This is a genomic window from Nonomuraea sp. C10 (assembly GCF_008017515.1).
GTDB lineage: Bacteria > Actinomycetota > Actinomycetes > Streptosporangiales > Streptosporangiaceae > Nonomuraea > Nonomuraea ferruginea.
Map to the genome: position 1 here is coordinate 454141 of NZ_VPFF01000001.1, position 14073 is coordinate 468213.

Consider the following 14073-nt stretch of genomic DNA (forward strand, 5'->3'; position numbering starts at 1 on the left):
CCCACCCCCGGTCAGGTGCGCGACTTCGGCCTGGCCCGGACGTGCATGCGCTCGCCCTGGCGCCCGAAGAGGCTGAGGACCTCGACGGGCTGCTCGTCGGCGGAGCCGAACCAGTGGGGCAGCCGGGTGTCGAACTCGGCCGCCTCCCCGGCCTTCAGCACCAGGTCGCGGTCGGCCAGCACCAGGCGCAGCCGTCCGGACAGCACGTAGAGCCATTCGTAGCCCTCGTGGGTCTGCGGCTCGGGTGTGCCGCCCCGGTGCGGGATGATCATCTTGAACGCCTGCAGGGGCCCCGGCTGGCGGGTCAGCGGCAGCACGGTCATGCCGTTGAGCCGGCGTGGGGTGGGGCGGATGCGCGGGTCGCCGACCTCGGGCGCGCCCACCAGCTCCTGCAGCGGCACCTGGTAGGCCTGGGCGATGGGCAGCAGCAGCTCCAGCGTGGGCCGGCGCTGCCCCGACTCCAGGCGCGACAGCGTGCTGGTGGAGATGCCGGTGGCCTCGGCCAGCCCGGTCAGGGTCAGGCCGTGCTCGGCGCGCAGCCGCTTGAGCCGGGGGCCGACCTGGGTCAGGACGTCCTCGATCGCTTCCGTCATGGCCACTCCCGCAACGTGACTTGCCGTTCCGGCAATCCTAGACGTGGTACGAGTCGCGGAACGCGGCGGGGTCGAAGGCGCCGCCCAGCGTCACGGCCAGCCCGCGCCGCGCCACCGCCGCGAAGGCGCCGGCGTCGAGCAGCCCGGCGCCCTCCGGCAGCGCGCCCGCCAGCGGCCGCGCCGCCAGCATCTCCAGGTCGGCCACGTTGCTCCGCTCGATCACGCCGGGCTCGGCGGGCCACCCGCCGATGACCACCCCGGCCAGGTCCAGCCCGCGGTGCGCGAGCGCCTCCAGAGTGAGCGCCGTGTGGTTGAGCGTGCCGCAGCCCGCCCCGGTCACGACCAGCACCTGCGCGCCCAGCAGCCTGGCCAGGTCGGCGATCGTCGCGCCGTCCTCGTCGAAGCGCACCAGCAGCCCGCCCGTGCCCTCCACGACCACCAGCCGGCTGCTCTCGGCCAGCTCCCGGATCCGCAGGGCGGCCTGCGCGAGCGACACCGGCGGCACCCCGGCCGCCCGCGCCGCCGCGGCCGGCGACAGCGGCTGCTCGAAACGGGCCAGCTCGAACGTGGTCGGCACCCCGGACAGCCTGATGACCTCGTCCAGGTCGCCGCGCTCGCCGGGCCGCACGCCGGTCTGCGCGGGCTTGACCACCGCCGCGCTCGCCCCGCGCGTGCGGGCCAGCGCCGCCAGGGCCGCGCACACCACCGTCTTGCCCACGCCCGAGCCGGTGCCGGTGACCACGATGACGCTCATCGGCCCAGCGTAGAGGGGCGCGACTCAGGGACGGCGCAGGCGGGTGACGAACTTGTAGCGGTCGCCGCGGTAGAGCGACTGCGCCCACTCCACCGGGTTGCCGTCGGCGTCGAAGGCGTGGCGGGTGAGCAGCAGCATGGGCAGGCCCACGTCCACGCCGAGCAGCTTGGCGTCGTACGGGGTGGCCAGCACGGTCTCGATGATCTCCTCGGCGTCGGTCAGCCGCACGGTGTAGGCGTTGTGCAGCGTCTCGTACAGCGAGGAGTGCACCTCCAGCTCGCGGCGCAGGCGCGGGAAGCGCCGCGCCGACAGGTGGGTGGTGTCGACCGAGACGGGCTCGCCGTTGGCCAGCCGCAGGCGGTGGATGCGCAGCACGCGGCCGCCCGGGTTGATCGCCAGCCGCCGCGCCAGCGGCTCGTCGGCGGTGATGTAGCCCATCTCCAGGATCTTCGTGTCGGGCTCCAGCCCCGCCGTGCGCAGGTCTCCGATGTACGAGGTGAGCTGCAGCACCTGGGCCACCTTGGGCTGCGCGACGAACGTGCCCTTGCCCTGGATGCGCAGCAGCCGTCCTTCGACGACCAGCTCGGTCAGCGCCTGCCTGACCGTGGTGCGGGAGGTCTCGAAGCGCACCGCGAGAGTCCGCTCGGGGGGCAGCGCGGTGCCCGGCTGGAGCGACTTCGTGAGCTCGAGCAGGCTCCGCTTCACGTCGTAGTACTTCGGTACGCGAGGGCCTTCGTCTGTCACGCTCTCACCTTCACTTCTGCCACGGCGGTGAGGGCGTGTCGGATCACCGCTAGATCATCGGAACCCAGATCTGCCCTCACGGTCAACCGCGCGCGAGGGCAGCGCGCCGGTGCCCCGGCTCTCTGCTCCGCGCAGACCCGCTCACCTGCCCTGCCGCGCGCCCGTACGGGCAGCTCAGGCTGATGGTGAAGGATATCCACAGCCGTGGGCGGCGTGGCAACCGAGGATCGCGTCCTTCCTGTTCGCGCAGGTGCGCAGTCGTACGGGAGACGTGCCTTTCGTCTCCTGCCCCCGCCGGTGATGTGATGGTTATCACTGGCCGTCCTCTGAGCGCGTACGGCCAGGGCGCCGGTTTGGATGTTCGGCGGGAAACCACGCATGATGCAGTCGTGCCGACTCTCAGCGACCTCGTCGTCCGCCACACCGCGCTCGACGGGGCGGACCTCGACTGGCTGCACTCGCTGGTCTCCGACTGGCAGCTGCTGGCGGACCTGTCGTTCGCCGACCTCATCCTGTGGGCGCCGCTGCTGGGGGAGGACGGCTGGATCGCGATCGCCCAGATGCGGCCCACCACCGGCCCCACCGTCTACCACGACGACGTCGTCGGCAGCGTCGTGGCCAGGGGCGAGCGCCCGCTGATCGACACCGCCTGGAGCGAGCGGCGCATCTGCCGCGAGGGCGACCCCGACTGGTCGACGGGCGTCCCGGTGCGGGAGGAGACCATCCCGGTGCGACGGGCCGTCCCCGGCGGCGACGCCCGGTTCCTGGCCGTCATCCAGCGCTCCACCAACCTGTCGTCCGCCCGCACCCCGTCGCGGCTGGAGCTGACCTACCTGCAGAGCGCCTCCGACCTGGCGCAGATGGTGGCGGAGGGCCGCTTCCCGTTCTCCGGCGAGGAGCCCATCCTGGTGCGCTCGCCGCGCGTCGGCGACGGCCTGCTGCGGCTCGACCGGGCCGGCCGGGTCACGTACGCGTCCCCGAACGCGCTGTCGGCCTACCGGCGGCTCGGCCTGCACGCCGACCTGGTGGGCGTCGAGCTGGGCCGGGTCACCGCCACCCTGTGCTACTCCGACGAGCCGATCAACGAAGACCTGATGATCGTGGCCAGCGGGCGGGCCGCCAAGGAGACCGAGGTCGAGTCCGGCGGCACGATCGTGCAACTGCGCGCGATCCCGCTGATCGTCGGCGGCGGCCGCATCGGCGCGCTGGTGCTCATCCGCGACGTGACCGAGCTGCGGCGGCGCGAGCGCGAGCTGATGACCAAGGACGCCACCATCCGCGAGATCCACCACCGGGTCAAGAACAACCTGCAGACCGTCGCCGCCCTGCTCAGGCTGCAGGCCAGGCGGCTGCAGGTGCCGGAGGGCCGGGAGGCGCTGGAGGAGGCGGTGCGGCGGGTCGGGTCGATCGCGATCGTGCACGAGACCCTCTCGCACGCGCCGGAGGAGTTCGTCGACTTCGACGAGATCGCCGACCGCGTGATCGCGATGGCGGGGGAGGTGTCGGCGCCGGAGGCCGGGGTCACGCCGCGCCGGCTGGGGGCGTTCGGCGTGCTGCCCTCGCTCATCGCCACCCCGCTGGCCATGGCCCTGACCGAGCTGATGCAGAACGCGCTCCAGCACGGCCGGCCCGAGCGGCTGCAGGTGGTGGTGGAGTCGGGCCCCGAGCGGCTGCGTGTCGTCGTCTGGGACGACGGCAGGGGCCTGCCCGAGGGGTTCGACCTCGACAGCTCGACCAGCCTCGGGCTGCAGATCGTCCGCACGCTCGTCGAGGGGGAGCTGTCGGGCAAGCTCTCGGTGAGACCGCGCGAAGGCGGCGGCACGGAAGCGACGCTCTCCATCCCGCTGCCCGCGGGAGACCGTCAGAAAGCCTGAACGCCGCGTCCCCTGGCTATCGGGGACGCGGCGCGGTCCTGGCGGACACGGTGTCGTGCCAGGCTGGTCGGCTCGTCGCGGTTTTCAGGCGGGTTCCTGCCTTCTGCGTCGATGTCGGTCAGGCGGTCGCGCGGGCGCGGGCCCGAGCGGTGCGTCGCTTGAGCGCGCGACGCTCGTCCTCACTGAGGCCGCCCCACACACCGGCGTCCTGACCGGACTCCAGCGCCCACTTGAGGCAGGCTTCCACGGCCGAACAGGAACGGCAGACCTCTTTGGCTTCCTCGATCTGCATGAGTGCCGGTCCGGTGTTCCCGATCGGGAAGAACAGCTCGGGGTCCACGTCACGGCAGGCGGCTCGGTGTCGCCAGTCCATGCGTCCACTCCTTAGTAGATGGAGCCTGCGGTCGGCTCCGGTGCGGCTACTACTTTGTGAAGAGTTTCACTAAGGCGTGCGAACAATTCCCCGGCACCTTGTGGTGGAGCCGGGGCTGCCCGCATACGCCGGAGGACCAGGGGTTTTGGCTAAAGGTCCTACGTTCCGACGTCACTATGAGCTTTTCAGCCACGGAGAGTGCACGCAAGAGGGCAACACCCAAGTTTTCCCCGTAATGGCTGTCGTATGCGTCACACCATGACCGAATGTAACCAGCTAGACCAGAACTTGTAACGCGTTCGGTGTAGCACGGAAGGTCACGGCCTCACGTTCCCCCAAATAGTCTCCGTCCAGTTGAAAGGCCACGGGACGGTCCGCGGTGAGCGTGAACTCGGCCTCGTCGTGCAGCTGCACGAGGTGTTTGCCCGACGGAAGGCTGTCACGTTGCGTGAGGATGTGGCGGATCACCGGCAGCAGGGCCATGACGCCCATCCGGCGCAGCCCGAGCAGGTCGAGCCCGGTCTCGAAGCCGGCCCACGGGGTGGGCTGGACGGGCCTGCTGCCGAGGTACGTCCACGGCGAGGTGTTGGAGACGATCGCCATGAACACGCCCCTGGCCCTGGGGATGCCGGGGCCGGTCAGCGTCATCGCCGGACGCCGCTTGTCGGTGGCGAGGTAGTGGCGCAGCGCGGTGTTCACGTAGCGGGCGGGCGTGGCCTTGCGGCCGGTGCCGCGCAGGCCCTCCACGGCCCTGATGACCTCGGCGTCGTAGCCCAGGCCCGAGCAGAAGGTGAAATAGCGGCTCTCGCCCTCCCACAGCGCCTGCCCCAGCCCCACGGTGCGCCGGCGGCCCTCGCGCAGCGCCTCCAGCACCGCGCCGGTGGCCTCCACCGGGTTGTTGGGCAGCCCGAGGGCGCGGGCGAACACGTTGGCGCTGCCGCCGGGGATGACGGCGAGCGCGGGGCGGCTCATGCTCGGGTCGTCGCCGAGCGGCTCGGGGGCGCCGTTGACCGGGTTGAGCAGACCGTTCACGGTCTCGTTGATGGTGCCGTCGCCGCCCAGCACGACCACCATGTCGTAGCCCTTGGCGCGGGCGGTGGCGGCCAGCGTGGCCGCGTGGCCGCGGTAGGCCGTCTCCTCGACGGCCAGCTCGACGGCCGCGCCGAGCGCGCGGAGCAGCACGTTGCGCGTGCGGGCGTTGGTGGTGGTGGCCTTGGGGTTGACCAGGAGCATCGCGCGCATGAGGCCAGGGTAGCCGCTGATGGATGTCCGGCTTGTCGTGAACATCCTTTTTTAAGGTGGTCGCGCAGGGAAAGTAAGGCGGCCGGGGCGGATAGGGTTCGGGTGTGGGGAAGCGTCCGTGGAGTTTGGTGATGGCAGCCGTGATCGTCGCCCTTGAAGGGCTGGTCGCGCTGGGCCTGGGAGTTTACGCCGCGGTCGGGACCGTGCTCGGCGGGGCGTCCGACCTGACGGCCGCGCTGGCCGAGGCCGCGTTCGGGGTGCTGATCGGCGCCGGGCTGCTCTGGGTGGCATGGGGCGGGCTGCTGGCCGGCCAGCGCTGGGGGAGGGCCCCCGGTGTGGTGGCCCAGATCTTCCTGTTGCCGGTCGCCGTGACGCTCATCCAGTCAGACCAGCCCGCGCTCGGGATCCCGCTGATCGCGGTCGCCCTCGCCGGGCTGGGCATGTTGCTGGCGCCTCCCACCACTCACGCGTTCTTCGGCGACGACGCCTAGTCGTCGGCCGTCAGGCCCTCGCGGAGCTGGGCGAGGGTGCGGGCGAGCAGCCGCGACACGTGCATCTGCGAGATGCCGAGCTCGGTGGCGATCTGCGACTGGGTCATGTTGCCGAAGAACCGCAGCAGCAGGATGCGCTTCTCGCGCGGCGGCAGCCGTTCGAGCAGCGGTTTGAGCGACTCGCGGTATTCGACGCCTTCGAGCGACTCGTCCACGATGCCGAGCGAGTCGGACACCGCGGGGGCGTCGTCGTCGCCGGAGTCGGGCGCGTCGAGGGAGACCGTCGAGTAGGCGTTGGCCGACTCAAGACCCTCCAGCACCTCCTCCTCGGTCATCTTCAGGAAGGCGGCCAGCTCCGCGACCGTGGGGGCGCGCCCCTCGCGCTGCGACAGCTCGCTGATGGCCTTCGTGAGCGAGAGCTTCAGCTCCTGCAGGCGGCGCGGCACCCGGACCGCCCAGCCCTTGTCGCGGAAGTGACGCTTGATCTCGCCGACGATGGTGGGCGTCGCGTACGTGGAGAACTCGACGCCGCGGTTGAGGTCGAAGCGGTCGATGGACTTGATCAGCCCGATGGTGGCGACCTGGGTGAGGTCGTCGAGCCACTCGCCTCGGTTGCGGAAGCGGCGGGCCAGGTATTCGACCAGGGGAAGGTGGAGCTCGACCAACTCGTCCCTGATGCGTTGCCGGCGCGGCTCGTCGGGGCCCAGCTCGGACAGCTCGGCGAACAGCATGCGAGCACGGACCCGGTCGGGCACGGCGTGGTCGCTGGCGGCCATGGCTCCAGTCCTTTCCGTCACGCCGGCCTCGCCGCGCCTCGGCGCTTACGCAGGATGATCGCCATGCGATCGGCCGCGTCGGTCACCGCGTCGACGTCGTCGGCGAGGGCCGTCAGCACCATCCAGGCGAAGTCATCGCGTTTCGGTGCGGAGCTCCCGACGGTCGCCACCTCGACGCGGACCTGCATCTCCTGCCCGGTGAGCTCGAACTCGGCGGTCAGGTCGGTGCCCGGCACCGCCTCGTTGAGCAGCATGGCGCACGCCTCGTCGACCGCGATCCGCAGATCCTCGATCTCGTCCAGCGTGAAATCCAGCCGGGCGGCCAGGCCGGCTGTGGCCGTACGCAACACAGACAGGTAGGCGCTGTCGGCGGGGAGCCTGATGCTCACCACGTCGCGGATGGCGGCCTCACCTGTCGCGCGCGTCTCGGTGTCCTCGGTCACGTTCCTCCTCGCGTATACGACGCTGACTGCAACTTACCGCCAGAAGGAGCTGCTTGGCGGATTCAGACTCGCCCTCAACGGAAAAGGCTCTGTGCGGCCTGAAGGCCGCACAGAGCCTTTAGGCCGGTTTAGGCGGCCTTGGTTTCCCAGAAGATCTTGGAGATCTCGTCGATCTTGCCGAGGAGCTCCTCGCCCTTGGCGACGTCGACGGTGCCCTTGGCCCCGGCGGCGCCGGCCAGCTTGGTGGCGTCCCAGAAGAGCTGGTGGAGCTGGGGGTACTGCTCCAGGTGCGGCGGCTTGAAGTAGTCGGTCCAGAGCACCCAGAGGTGGTGCTTGACCAGCTCCGCGCGCTCCTCCTTGATGGTGATGGCACGGGCGCGGAAGACCGGGTCCTCGTTCGCCGCGTACTTTTCCATGATCGCCTTCACCGACTCCGCCTCGATCCGGGCCTGTGCCGGGTCATAGACGCCGCAGGGCAGGTCGCAGTGCGCGGAAGCGACATGCTTGGGTCGTAGCAGTCGTGCGAGCATCAGAAAGTCCTTCCTAGATGCCGAATGAGCTTGGTCCTCGTACCGACCTTACTCGTCTCCGAACCCCCGGGGAGAAAGGGGTGGCGGCCCATGAGAGTGCGTGTCGAGGGCGACTCGATGCGGCCCGCGCTGCTGCCGGGAGACTGGCTGCTGGTGTGCCGCCGGGTGCCGCCCCGGCCGGGCGACATCGTGGTGGCCCGGCTGCCCGGCGAGCCGGAGCGGCTGATCGTCAAGCGGGCCGCCTGGCACGGCGCCGACGGCTGGTGGCTGGAGAGCGACAACCAGCGCGCGAGCGGCCGCCGCGACAGCTGGGACTTCGGCGCGGTCCCCGAGCTCGTGGGCCGCGTCGTGCTGCGCTACTGGCCGCCGCGGCGGCGCGCCCGGTAGGCCGCGACGTTGGCCCTGCTGGCGCAGCGGGGCGAGCAGTAGCGGCGCGACCGGTTGGACGAGGTGTCGAGGAAGGCGCGGTCGCAGCGCGTCTCCAGGCAGCGGCCGAGCCGGTCGGCGCCCAGCTCCGCCACCACCGAGGCGAGCCCCATCACGGCGGCAGCGCCGGTGTGGCCGGCCAGGTGCAGGTGCCAGCCCCGGCCGTCGTGGTCGGTGAGCTGAGGCCGTACGGGGTAGCGCACGAGCAGGTCGTTGAGCAGGGCCACCAGCCGCTCCTCGGCGCCCGCGGCGTCGAACACCGCGGCCAGCTCGGCCCGCAGCTCCCGCAGGCCGGGCGGCGGTTCCGGGTCGTTGACGAGACGGACCGCCCACTCGGCGTAAGAGGTCAAGTCCATGCGGGAGTATTACATGAAAAGTGCTGGACGCCCGGTCGCGCGGGCGTCCAGCGATCACTCCTCGGGGTGCAGCACGCGTTCCAGGAAGGTGCGGGTCCGCTCGTGCTGCGGATCGCCGATCACCTGGGCGGGCGGGCCGTCCTCGACGATGACGCCGCCGTCCATGAACACCACCCGGTCGGCCACCTGGCGGGCGAACCCCATCTCATGGGTGACCACGAGCATGGTCATGCCCTCCTCGGCCAGCTTGCGCATGACCGCGAGCACGTCGCCGACCAGCTCGGGGTCGAGCGCGGAGGTGGGCTCGTCGAACAGCATGAGGCCGGGGTCCATGGCCAGCGCCCTGGCGATGGCCACCCGCTGCTGCTGCCCGCCGGAGAGCTGGATGGGGAAGGAGTCGCACTTCTCGCCGACGCCGACCTTCTCCAGGTTCTCCCTGGCGATCTTCTCGGCGTCCCGCTTGCCGCGCTTCAGCACCCGCTGCTGGGCGATCATCACGTTCTGCAGCGCCGTCATGTGCGGGAACAGGTTGAACTGCTGGAACACCATGCCGATGCGGCGTCGTACCGCGTCGATGTCGGCGTCGGGGTCGTTCACCTCGACGCCGTCGACGAAGACCTTGCCCCGGGTGGGCTCCTCCAGCAGGTTGACGCAGCGCAGCAGCGTCGACTTGCCGGAGCCCGACGGCCCGATGACGCAGACGACCTGGCCGGGCTCGACGGTCATGTCGATGCCGCGCAGCACCTCGTTCTGGCCGAAGTGCTTGTGCAGGTCCTTGATCTCGATCGCGTGCGTCATCGGCTCGTCCCCTTGCGCTTCTCCAGACGTCCCGCCAGGTAGCCCAGCGGCACCGTGACGATCAGGTACGTCAGACCGGCGACCAGAATGGGCGTGGCGTTGGCGTGGGTGGACGCCATGTCGTTGCCGAACTTGGTCAGATCGACGTACTGGCCCGAAACGCCCAGGAAGAGCACCAGCGAGGAGTCCTTGAGCAGGGCCACGAACTGGTTGGTGGTCGGCGGGATGACGATCCGGATCGCCTGCGGGACCACCACGGTGAACTGAGCCCTGGTCGCCGACATGCCCAGCGACCTGGCGGCCTCCGTCTGCCCCCGGGGCACCGCCTGCAGGCCCGCCCGGAAGATCTCCGCCTGGTAGGCGGTGCCGACCAGGCCGAGGCCGAGAATGGCCTGGCCGTAGGTGCCGAAGGGCACCGCGAAACCTGGCAGCGCCAGCGGCAGGAAGACGATCATCAGGAAGACCAGCAGGGCGGGCACGCCCCGGAAGATCTCGATGTAGAGCGTCGCCAGCCACCGGTACGGGCCCACCGTGGACAGCCGCATCAGCGCCACGATCAGGCCGAACACGAAGGAGAACAGAAACCCGCCGACCGCGTACACCATCGTGTTGAGCAGCGCGACCGTGAACAGGTCGGGCAGCATCAGCTCGGCGATGTCCAGCCGCGCGAAGTTCTGGGCCAGGCTGGCCCAGTCGGCGTAAAGGGCGAGGGCGACCAAGGCGGCGACCAGGATGGCGTACTGGACGCCGCGGAAGATGCGCTGCCTCTTGCGAGGGCTGAGCCGGCGCCGGGCCGGCTCAGCCGCCTTCGGCTGGTCCGCCATGGATCAGCCCAGCTCGCCGGGCTTCTTGTCGAACCACTTCACGAAGATCTCTTCGTACCTGCCGTCCGACTTCGCCGCCGCGAGCTCCTCGTTGACGGTCTTGACCAGCACCGGGTCGGCGTCCTTCTTCATGCCGAGCCCGTACTGCTCGCCGGTGTCGAGGCTGGCGATCAGCTCGAACTTCTCCGCGATCTCCGGCTTCTTCAGCCAGGTGAGCACCACGGGCAGGTCCTGGACGATCACGTCGGCCTGGCCGGCCTGCAGAGCGAGGAGCTCCTTGGGGGAGTCGGCGTACTCGGTCGGGTCGAACCCGTTCTTCTTGACGTAGTCGAGGCCGGTCGTGCTGGCCTGGGCGCCCAGCTTGAGACCCTTGGCCTTGACGTCCTCCAGGGACGTGGCGCCGGTGCCCTTCTTGGCCAGGAGGGCCTGGGTGGCGTCGAAGTACGGGTCGGAGAACGTGATGTTCGCCTTGCGCTCCTCGGTGATGGTCATGCCGGCGGCGGCCAGGTCGCACTTGTTGGTGGCCATGGCGGCGCCGCTCTTGATCACCGCGAAGTCGATGTCGACGATCTCCTGCTCGACGCCGAGCTTCTTGGCGACGAGGTCCACGATGTCGACGTCGAAGCCGACGATCTTGTCGCCTTCCTTGAACTGGAACGGCTCGTAGGGGACGTTGGTGCAGACCGTCAGCTTGCCGGGCTGCACCAGCTTGGCGCCGCCCGCCGCGTCACCGGCGTCCGCGGAGGCGCTGGCGGAGGTCGTACCGGAACCTCCCGAGTCGCTGCCGCACGCGGACAGGGTCAGGGTGGCGGTCAACGCAAGGGCGCCGGCGGCCATGCCTCGGCGCTTCATGGACCAGAGGGCCACGGGGAGGCCTCCTCGAAGTGGTATGCGGAGAAAGGTTGAGCTTTGTGCAGTTTAGAGCGGGTTTAGCTGCAGTCAGTCATCGGGCTTTTAACGATGCGTCAACGAAGCGGCGTCAGGGGGGCTACCTGATCCCGTCTCAGCATGTGTCACTATGGAGCGACGGGTGACCCCCGTACCCCTCCGAGGCATCGACGAGGGGATCCTGGCGAACCGAGGCCAGGCATCTCCGCCCGTCTGCCCAAGGTCTCTTCCGTCACAACCACTACTGGGGTCGCTGTGTCCATCACATCCGCTCACGAATCCGATCCGGCCTTCGCCCTGCACCGCGGGGGGAAGCTTGAGGTCCGCTCGACCGTTCCGGTGCGCAACGCCGACGATCTGGCGCTCGCCTACACGCCCGGCGTTGCACGCGTCTGCAGCGCCATCGCCGAGACGCCCGCGCTGGCCGACACCTATACCTGGATCTCCAACGTGGTCGCCGTCGTCAGCGACGGCACCGCCGTGCTCGGCCTGGGCGACATCGGACCCGTGGCCGCCATGCCGGTCATGGAGGGCAAGGCGCTGCTGTTCAAGGAGTTCGGCGGCGTCGACGCGGTGCCCATCTGCCTCGCCTGCACCGACGTCGACGAGCTGGTGGAGACCGTGGTGCGGCTGGCGCCCTCGTTCGGGGGCATCAACCTCGAGGACATCAGCGCGCCGCGCTGCTTCGAGGTCGAGAGGCAGCTCCGCGAGCGGCTCGACATCCCCGTCTTCCACGACGACCAGCACGGCACGGCGATCGTGGTGCTGGCCGCGCTGCGCAACGCCGCCCGCCTGACCGGCCGCTCGCTGGGCGACCTGCGGGCCGTGGTGGCCGGGGCCGGGGCGTCCGGCGTCGCGGTCAGCCGCATCCTGCTGGAGGCCGGCATCGGCGACATCGCCGTCGCCGACTCCAAGGGCATGATCTACTCCGGCCGCGAGGGACTCAACCCGGTCAAGGAGGCCCTGGCCCGCGACACCAACCGCGCCAAGCACACCGGGTCCACCGAGGACGCGCTGGCAGGGGCGGACGTGTTCGTCGGCCTGTCCGGCTCGACCGTCGCCGAGCGGGCGGTCGCCGCCATGGCCGACGGCGCCATCGTGTTCGCGCTGTCCAACCCGACGCCCGAGGTCGAGCCCGCCGTCGCCGCCCGCCACGCGGCGGTCGTGGCCACCGGCCGCTCCGACTTCCCCAACCAGATCAACAACGTGCTGGCCTTCCCCGGCGTCTTCCGCGGCGCCCTCGACGTGCGGGCCACCACGATCACCGAGAACATGAAGGTGGCCGCCGCCGACGCGCTCGCGGGCGTGGTGGGCGACGACCTCAGCGCCGACTACGTCATCCCGAGCTCGTTCGACGAGCGGGTCGCCCCCGCGGTCACGGCCGCCGTCGCCGCGCAGGCCAGGGCCGACGGAGTCGCCCGCGCCTGATCGTCTTCTCTCCAGGCAGGAGCCCGCCGGGTCGGCAGCGAGTGAAGGATTCCTCAAACATCCTTTACCCAGCGTGCTATAACAAGAGCCCTCTGTAAGGATGCGGGCGCCGGCTCCTGCCTGGAGGAGAGCGATGAAACGCGAGCCCAATCGACTGCTGCGGCAGCTCATCGTGGAGGCGGGCTTTTCCCACAAGGGTCTGGCCAGGCGCCTCAACGATCTGGGAGCCGCGCGTGGCACCCCCGGCCTCAAGTACGACCACAGCTCCGTCCTCCGATGGATCGGTGGCCAGCGGCCGCGGGACCCGGTGCCCGGGCTCCTGACCGAGATCTTCGCACAGCGGCTGGGCAGGCCCGTCACGGCTGATGACCTGGGCATGCCCGCCGCCGCTACGCCCCTCGATCTCGGGCAGGAGTTCACGCACACGTGGCAGGAGGGGGTCGCGACCGTGACGGCGCTGTGGCGGGCCGATGTGGAGAGACGGAGGTTCCTGCTCGATTCGACGTTCGCGATCGGGGCGGGCTCCGTAGGGGCGGTGCGGTGGCTCACCTCCCCGCCGGAAGGGCGGCCCAGCGCGGCGGGCGCCCGCAGGGTGGGCAGTGCGGACATCGCCGCCATCCACGAGGTCACCCGTTCGTTCGGGGAGCTCGACAACCGGTTCGGCAGCGGGCGCGTGCGCTCGTCTGTCGTGAGATATCTGGACACCGCCGTGACGCCGCTCCTCAAGGACGGCTCGTACGGCGACAAGACCGGCCGCGAGCTGGCCGCGGCCGCCGCCGAGCTCACCAGGCTGGCCGGCTGGATGGCCTACGACCTGGAGCAGCACGGCCTCGCCCAGCGCTACCTCATCCAGGCGCTGCGCCTGGCCAGGGGCTCCGACGACCACGCCCTGGGCGGCGAGATCCTGGCGGGCATGGCACACCAGGCGATCTACATGGGCCAGCACGCGCACGCGCTCGACCTGGCCCGGGCCGCGCAGCTCTCGGCCCGCCGCGCCGGGGTGGCCACCCTGCTGGCCTCCAGCCACGTGCTGGAGGCGCACGCGCACGCCGGGCTGGGCGACGCCCGCGCCTGCGGCGGGGCGCTGCACGAGGCCGAGCGCGCGTTCGACGTCCGCAAGCCGGCCGGCGAGCCGCCCTGGCTGGGCTACTTCGACGAGGCCTACCTGTCGGCCAAGATCGCTCACTGCTTCCGCGACCTGGGGGAGGGCGAGCGCACCGTACGACAGGCGCGGCGCTCGCTCGACATGGACGGCCGCTTCGTGCGCGGCCGCATGTTCAACCTGTCGCTGCTGGCCGCCGGGCTGCTGCAGTGCGGCGAGCTGGAGGAAGCCTGCTCGGTGGCGCTCGGCGCCATGACGCTGGGGAGCGAGCTGCAGTCGGCCCGCTCCCGCACCTACATGGCCGACCTGCGCAGGCGGCTGGAGCCGTACAAGAACGAGGCCCCGGTCAGGGCGCTGAGGGAGCGGACGCGGGAACTCGCGGGGGTCTGAAGACGAAAGAGCCCGCCGGGCGCGCCGGCGGGCTCTTCACG

At 70.7% G+C, this 14073-nt stretch carries 17 protein-coding genes; 5 read left to right on the forward strand and 12 right to left on the reverse strand.

Annotation, left to right across the window (positions count from 1 at the left end):
* Positions 1–11: 11 nt before the first annotated feature.
* The 3 genes from FR742_RS02145 to FR742_RS02155 are packed head-to-tail and all read right to left on the reverse strand — an operon-like array spanning position 12 to position 2091.
* Positions 12–593, reverse strand: a complete 582-nt coding sequence (locus tag FR742_RS02145) for a helix-turn-helix domain-containing protein (protein ID WP_187280955.1) — start codon at positions 591–593, stop codon at positions 12–14.
* 37 nt (positions 594–630) lie between these two features.
* Entirely contained in the window at positions 631–1347 is a 717-nt protein-coding gene (gene bioD / locus FR742_RS02150; protein WP_148029341.1) for a dethiobiotin synthase, read from the reverse strand.
* A 24-nt stretch (positions 1348–1371) separates the two neighbouring features.
* Entirely contained in the window at positions 1372–2091 is a 720-nt protein-coding gene (locus FR742_RS02155; protein ID WP_148029342.1) for a GntR family transcriptional regulator, read from the reverse strand.
* Between the two features lie 389 nt (positions 2092–2480).
* On the opposite strand from FR742_RS02155, the gene FR742_RS02160 reads away from it, so the two are divergent.
* Positions 2481–3965, forward strand: a complete 1485-nt coding sequence (locus FR742_RS02160) for a PAS domain-containing sensor histidine kinase (protein WP_148029343.1) — start codon at positions 2481–2483, stop codon at positions 3963–3965.
* A gap of 118 nt (positions 3966–4083) precedes the next feature.
* On the opposite strand, the gene FR742_RS02165 is transcribed toward FR742_RS02160, so the two are convergent.
* Together FR742_RS02165 and FR742_RS02170 are read right to left on the reverse strand one after the other, a co-directional pair.
* Entirely contained in the window at positions 4084–4338 is a 255-nt protein-coding gene (locus FR742_RS02165; RefSeq protein WP_148029344.1) for a WhiB family transcriptional regulator, read from the reverse strand.
* A gap of 276 nt (positions 4339–4614) precedes the next feature.
* Entirely contained in the window at positions 4615–5580 is a 966-nt protein-coding gene (locus FR742_RS02170) for a diacylglycerol kinase family protein (protein ID WP_148029345.1), read from the reverse strand.
* A gap of 131 nt (positions 5581–5711) precedes the next feature.
* On the opposite strand from FR742_RS02170, the gene FR742_RS02175 reads away from it, so the two are divergent.
* Positions 5712–6071, forward strand: coding sequence for a hypothetical protein (locus tag FR742_RS02175; protein WP_246640839.1), 360 nt, complete (start codon positions 5712–5714; stop codon positions 6069–6071).
* On the opposite strand, the gene FR742_RS02180 is transcribed toward FR742_RS02175, so the two are convergent.
* From FR742_RS02180 to sodN, 3 genes are all read right to left on the reverse strand, one after another.
* Positions 6068–6847: an RNA polymerase sigma factor SigF gene (locus tag FR742_RS02180; protein WP_187280956.1), complete on the reverse strand. Its 780-nt coding sequence runs from the start codon at positions 6845–6847 to the stop codon at positions 6068–6070. The two genes, FR742_RS02175 and FR742_RS02180, sit on opposite strands and share 4 nt — an antisense overlap.
* A 17-nt stretch (positions 6848–6864) precedes the next feature.
* Positions 6865–7290 (reverse strand): anti-sigma factor, encoded by a 426-nt coding sequence (locus tag FR742_RS02185; protein ID WP_148029347.1) that lies wholly within the window; start codon positions 7288–7290, stop codon positions 6865–6867.
* Between the two features lie 128 nt (positions 7291–7418).
* Complete coding sequence (gene sodN / locus FR742_RS02190) at positions 7419–7820, reverse strand: superoxide dismutase, Ni (RefSeq protein ID WP_148029348.1); 402 nt, start codon at positions 7818–7820, stop codon at positions 7419–7421.
* Positions 7821–7910: 90 nt separating this feature from the next.
* On the opposite strand from sodN, the gene FR742_RS02195 reads away from it, so the two are divergent.
* Positions 7911–8207 carry a S24 family peptidase gene (locus FR742_RS02195; RefSeq protein WP_148029349.1) on the forward strand — a complete coding sequence of 99 codons (297 nt, stop codon included), beginning with the start codon at positions 7911–7913 and terminating at the stop codon, positions 8205–8207.
* Here FR742_RS02195 and FR742_RS02200 read toward each other — a convergent pair.
* Genes FR742_RS02200 through FR742_RS02215 form a run of 4 tightly spaced genes read right to left on the reverse strand, consistent with a single transcriptional unit; the run spans position 8177 to position 11076 of the window.
* Complete coding sequence (locus FR742_RS02200) at positions 8177–8602, reverse strand: CGNR zinc finger domain-containing protein (protein WP_148029350.1); 426 nt, start codon at positions 8600–8602, stop codon at positions 8177–8179. The two genes, FR742_RS02195 and FR742_RS02200, sit on opposite strands and share 31 nt — an antisense overlap.
* Positions 8603–8656: 54 nt before the next feature.
* Complete coding sequence (locus FR742_RS02205) at positions 8657–9400, reverse strand: amino acid ABC transporter ATP-binding protein (RefSeq protein WP_148029351.1); 744 nt, start codon at positions 9398–9400, stop codon at positions 8657–8659.
* Positions 9397–10224 (reverse strand): amino acid ABC transporter permease, encoded by an 828-nt coding sequence (locus tag FR742_RS02210; RefSeq protein WP_148029352.1) that lies wholly within the window; start codon positions 10222–10224, stop codon positions 9397–9399. Before FR742_RS02210 ends, FR742_RS02205 begins: the two co-directional genes overlap by 4 nt.
* Before the next feature lie 3 nt (positions 10225–10227).
* The gene (locus FR742_RS02215; RefSeq protein ID WP_148029353.1) at positions 10228–11076 is read right to left on the reverse strand and encodes an ABC transporter substrate-binding protein; all 849 of its coding nucleotides are present in this window, start codon (positions 11074–11076) and stop codon (positions 10228–10230) included.
* A 291-nt stretch (positions 11077–11367) separates the two neighbouring features.
* Between FR742_RS02215 and FR742_RS02220 the strand changes: the two genes are divergently transcribed.
* Both FR742_RS02220 and FR742_RS02225 read left to right on the forward strand, forming a co-directional pair.
* Positions 11368–12540: an NADP-dependent malic enzyme gene (locus FR742_RS02220; protein ID WP_261808318.1), complete on the forward strand. Its 1173-nt coding sequence runs from the start codon at positions 11368–11370 to the stop codon at positions 12538–12540.
* A 133-nt stretch (positions 12541–12673) separates the two neighbouring features.
* Positions 12674–14032: a hypothetical protein gene (locus FR742_RS02225; protein WP_148029355.1), complete on the forward strand. Its 1359-nt coding sequence runs from the start codon at positions 12674–12676 to the stop codon at positions 14030–14032.
* Positions 14033–14073 lie beyond the last annotated feature (41 nt).

Coding starts and splice junctions, on each gene's coding strand:
- FR742_RS02145 (WP_187280955.1), bottom strand. CDS start 593: ATGACGGAAGCGATCGAGGACGTCCTGACCCAGGTCGGCCCCCGGCTC.
- FR742_RS02165 (WP_148029344.1), bottom strand. CDS start 4,338: ATGGACTGGCGACACCGAGCCGCCTGCCGTGACGTGGACCCCGAGCTG.
- FR742_RS02225 (WP_148029355.1), top strand. CDS start 12,674: ATGAAACGCGAGCCCAATCGACTGCTGCGGCAGCTCATCGTGGAGGCG.
- FR742_RS02205 (WP_148029351.1), bottom strand. CDS start 9,400: ATGACGCACGCGATCGAGATCAAGGACCTGCACAAGCACTTCGGCCAG.
- FR742_RS02175 (WP_246640839.1), top strand. CDS start 5,712: ATGGCAGCCGTGATCGTCGCCCTTGAAGGGCTGGTCGCGCTGGGCCTG.
- FR742_RS02195 (WP_148029349.1), top strand. CDS start 7,911: ATGAGAGTGCGTGTCGAGGGCGACTCGATGCGGCCCGCGCTGCTGCCG.
- sodN (WP_148029348.1), bottom strand. CDS start 7,820: ATGCTCGCACGACTGCTACGACCCAAGCATGTCGCTTCCGCGCACTGC.
- FR742_RS02170 (WP_148029345.1), bottom strand. CDS start 5,580: ATGCGCGCGATGCTCCTGGTCAACCCCAAGGCCACCACCACCAACGCC.
- FR742_RS02215 (WP_148029353.1), bottom strand. CDS start 11,076: ATGAAGCGCCGAGGCATGGCCGCCGGCGCCCTTGCGTTGACCGCCACC.
- bioD (WP_148029341.1), bottom strand. CDS start 1,347: ATGAGCGTCATCGTGGTCACCGGCACCGGCTCGGGCGTGGGCAAGACG.
- FR742_RS02200 (WP_148029350.1), bottom strand. CDS start 8,602: ATGGACTTGACCTCTTACGCCGAGTGGGCGGTCCGTCTCGTCAACGAC.
- FR742_RS02210 (WP_148029352.1), bottom strand. CDS start 10,224: ATGGCGGACCAGCCGAAGGCGGCTGAGCCGGCCCGGCGCCGGCTCAGC.
- FR742_RS02180 (WP_187280956.1), bottom strand. CDS start 6,847: ATGGCCGCCAGCGACCACGCCGTGCCCGACCGGGTCCGTGCTCGCATG.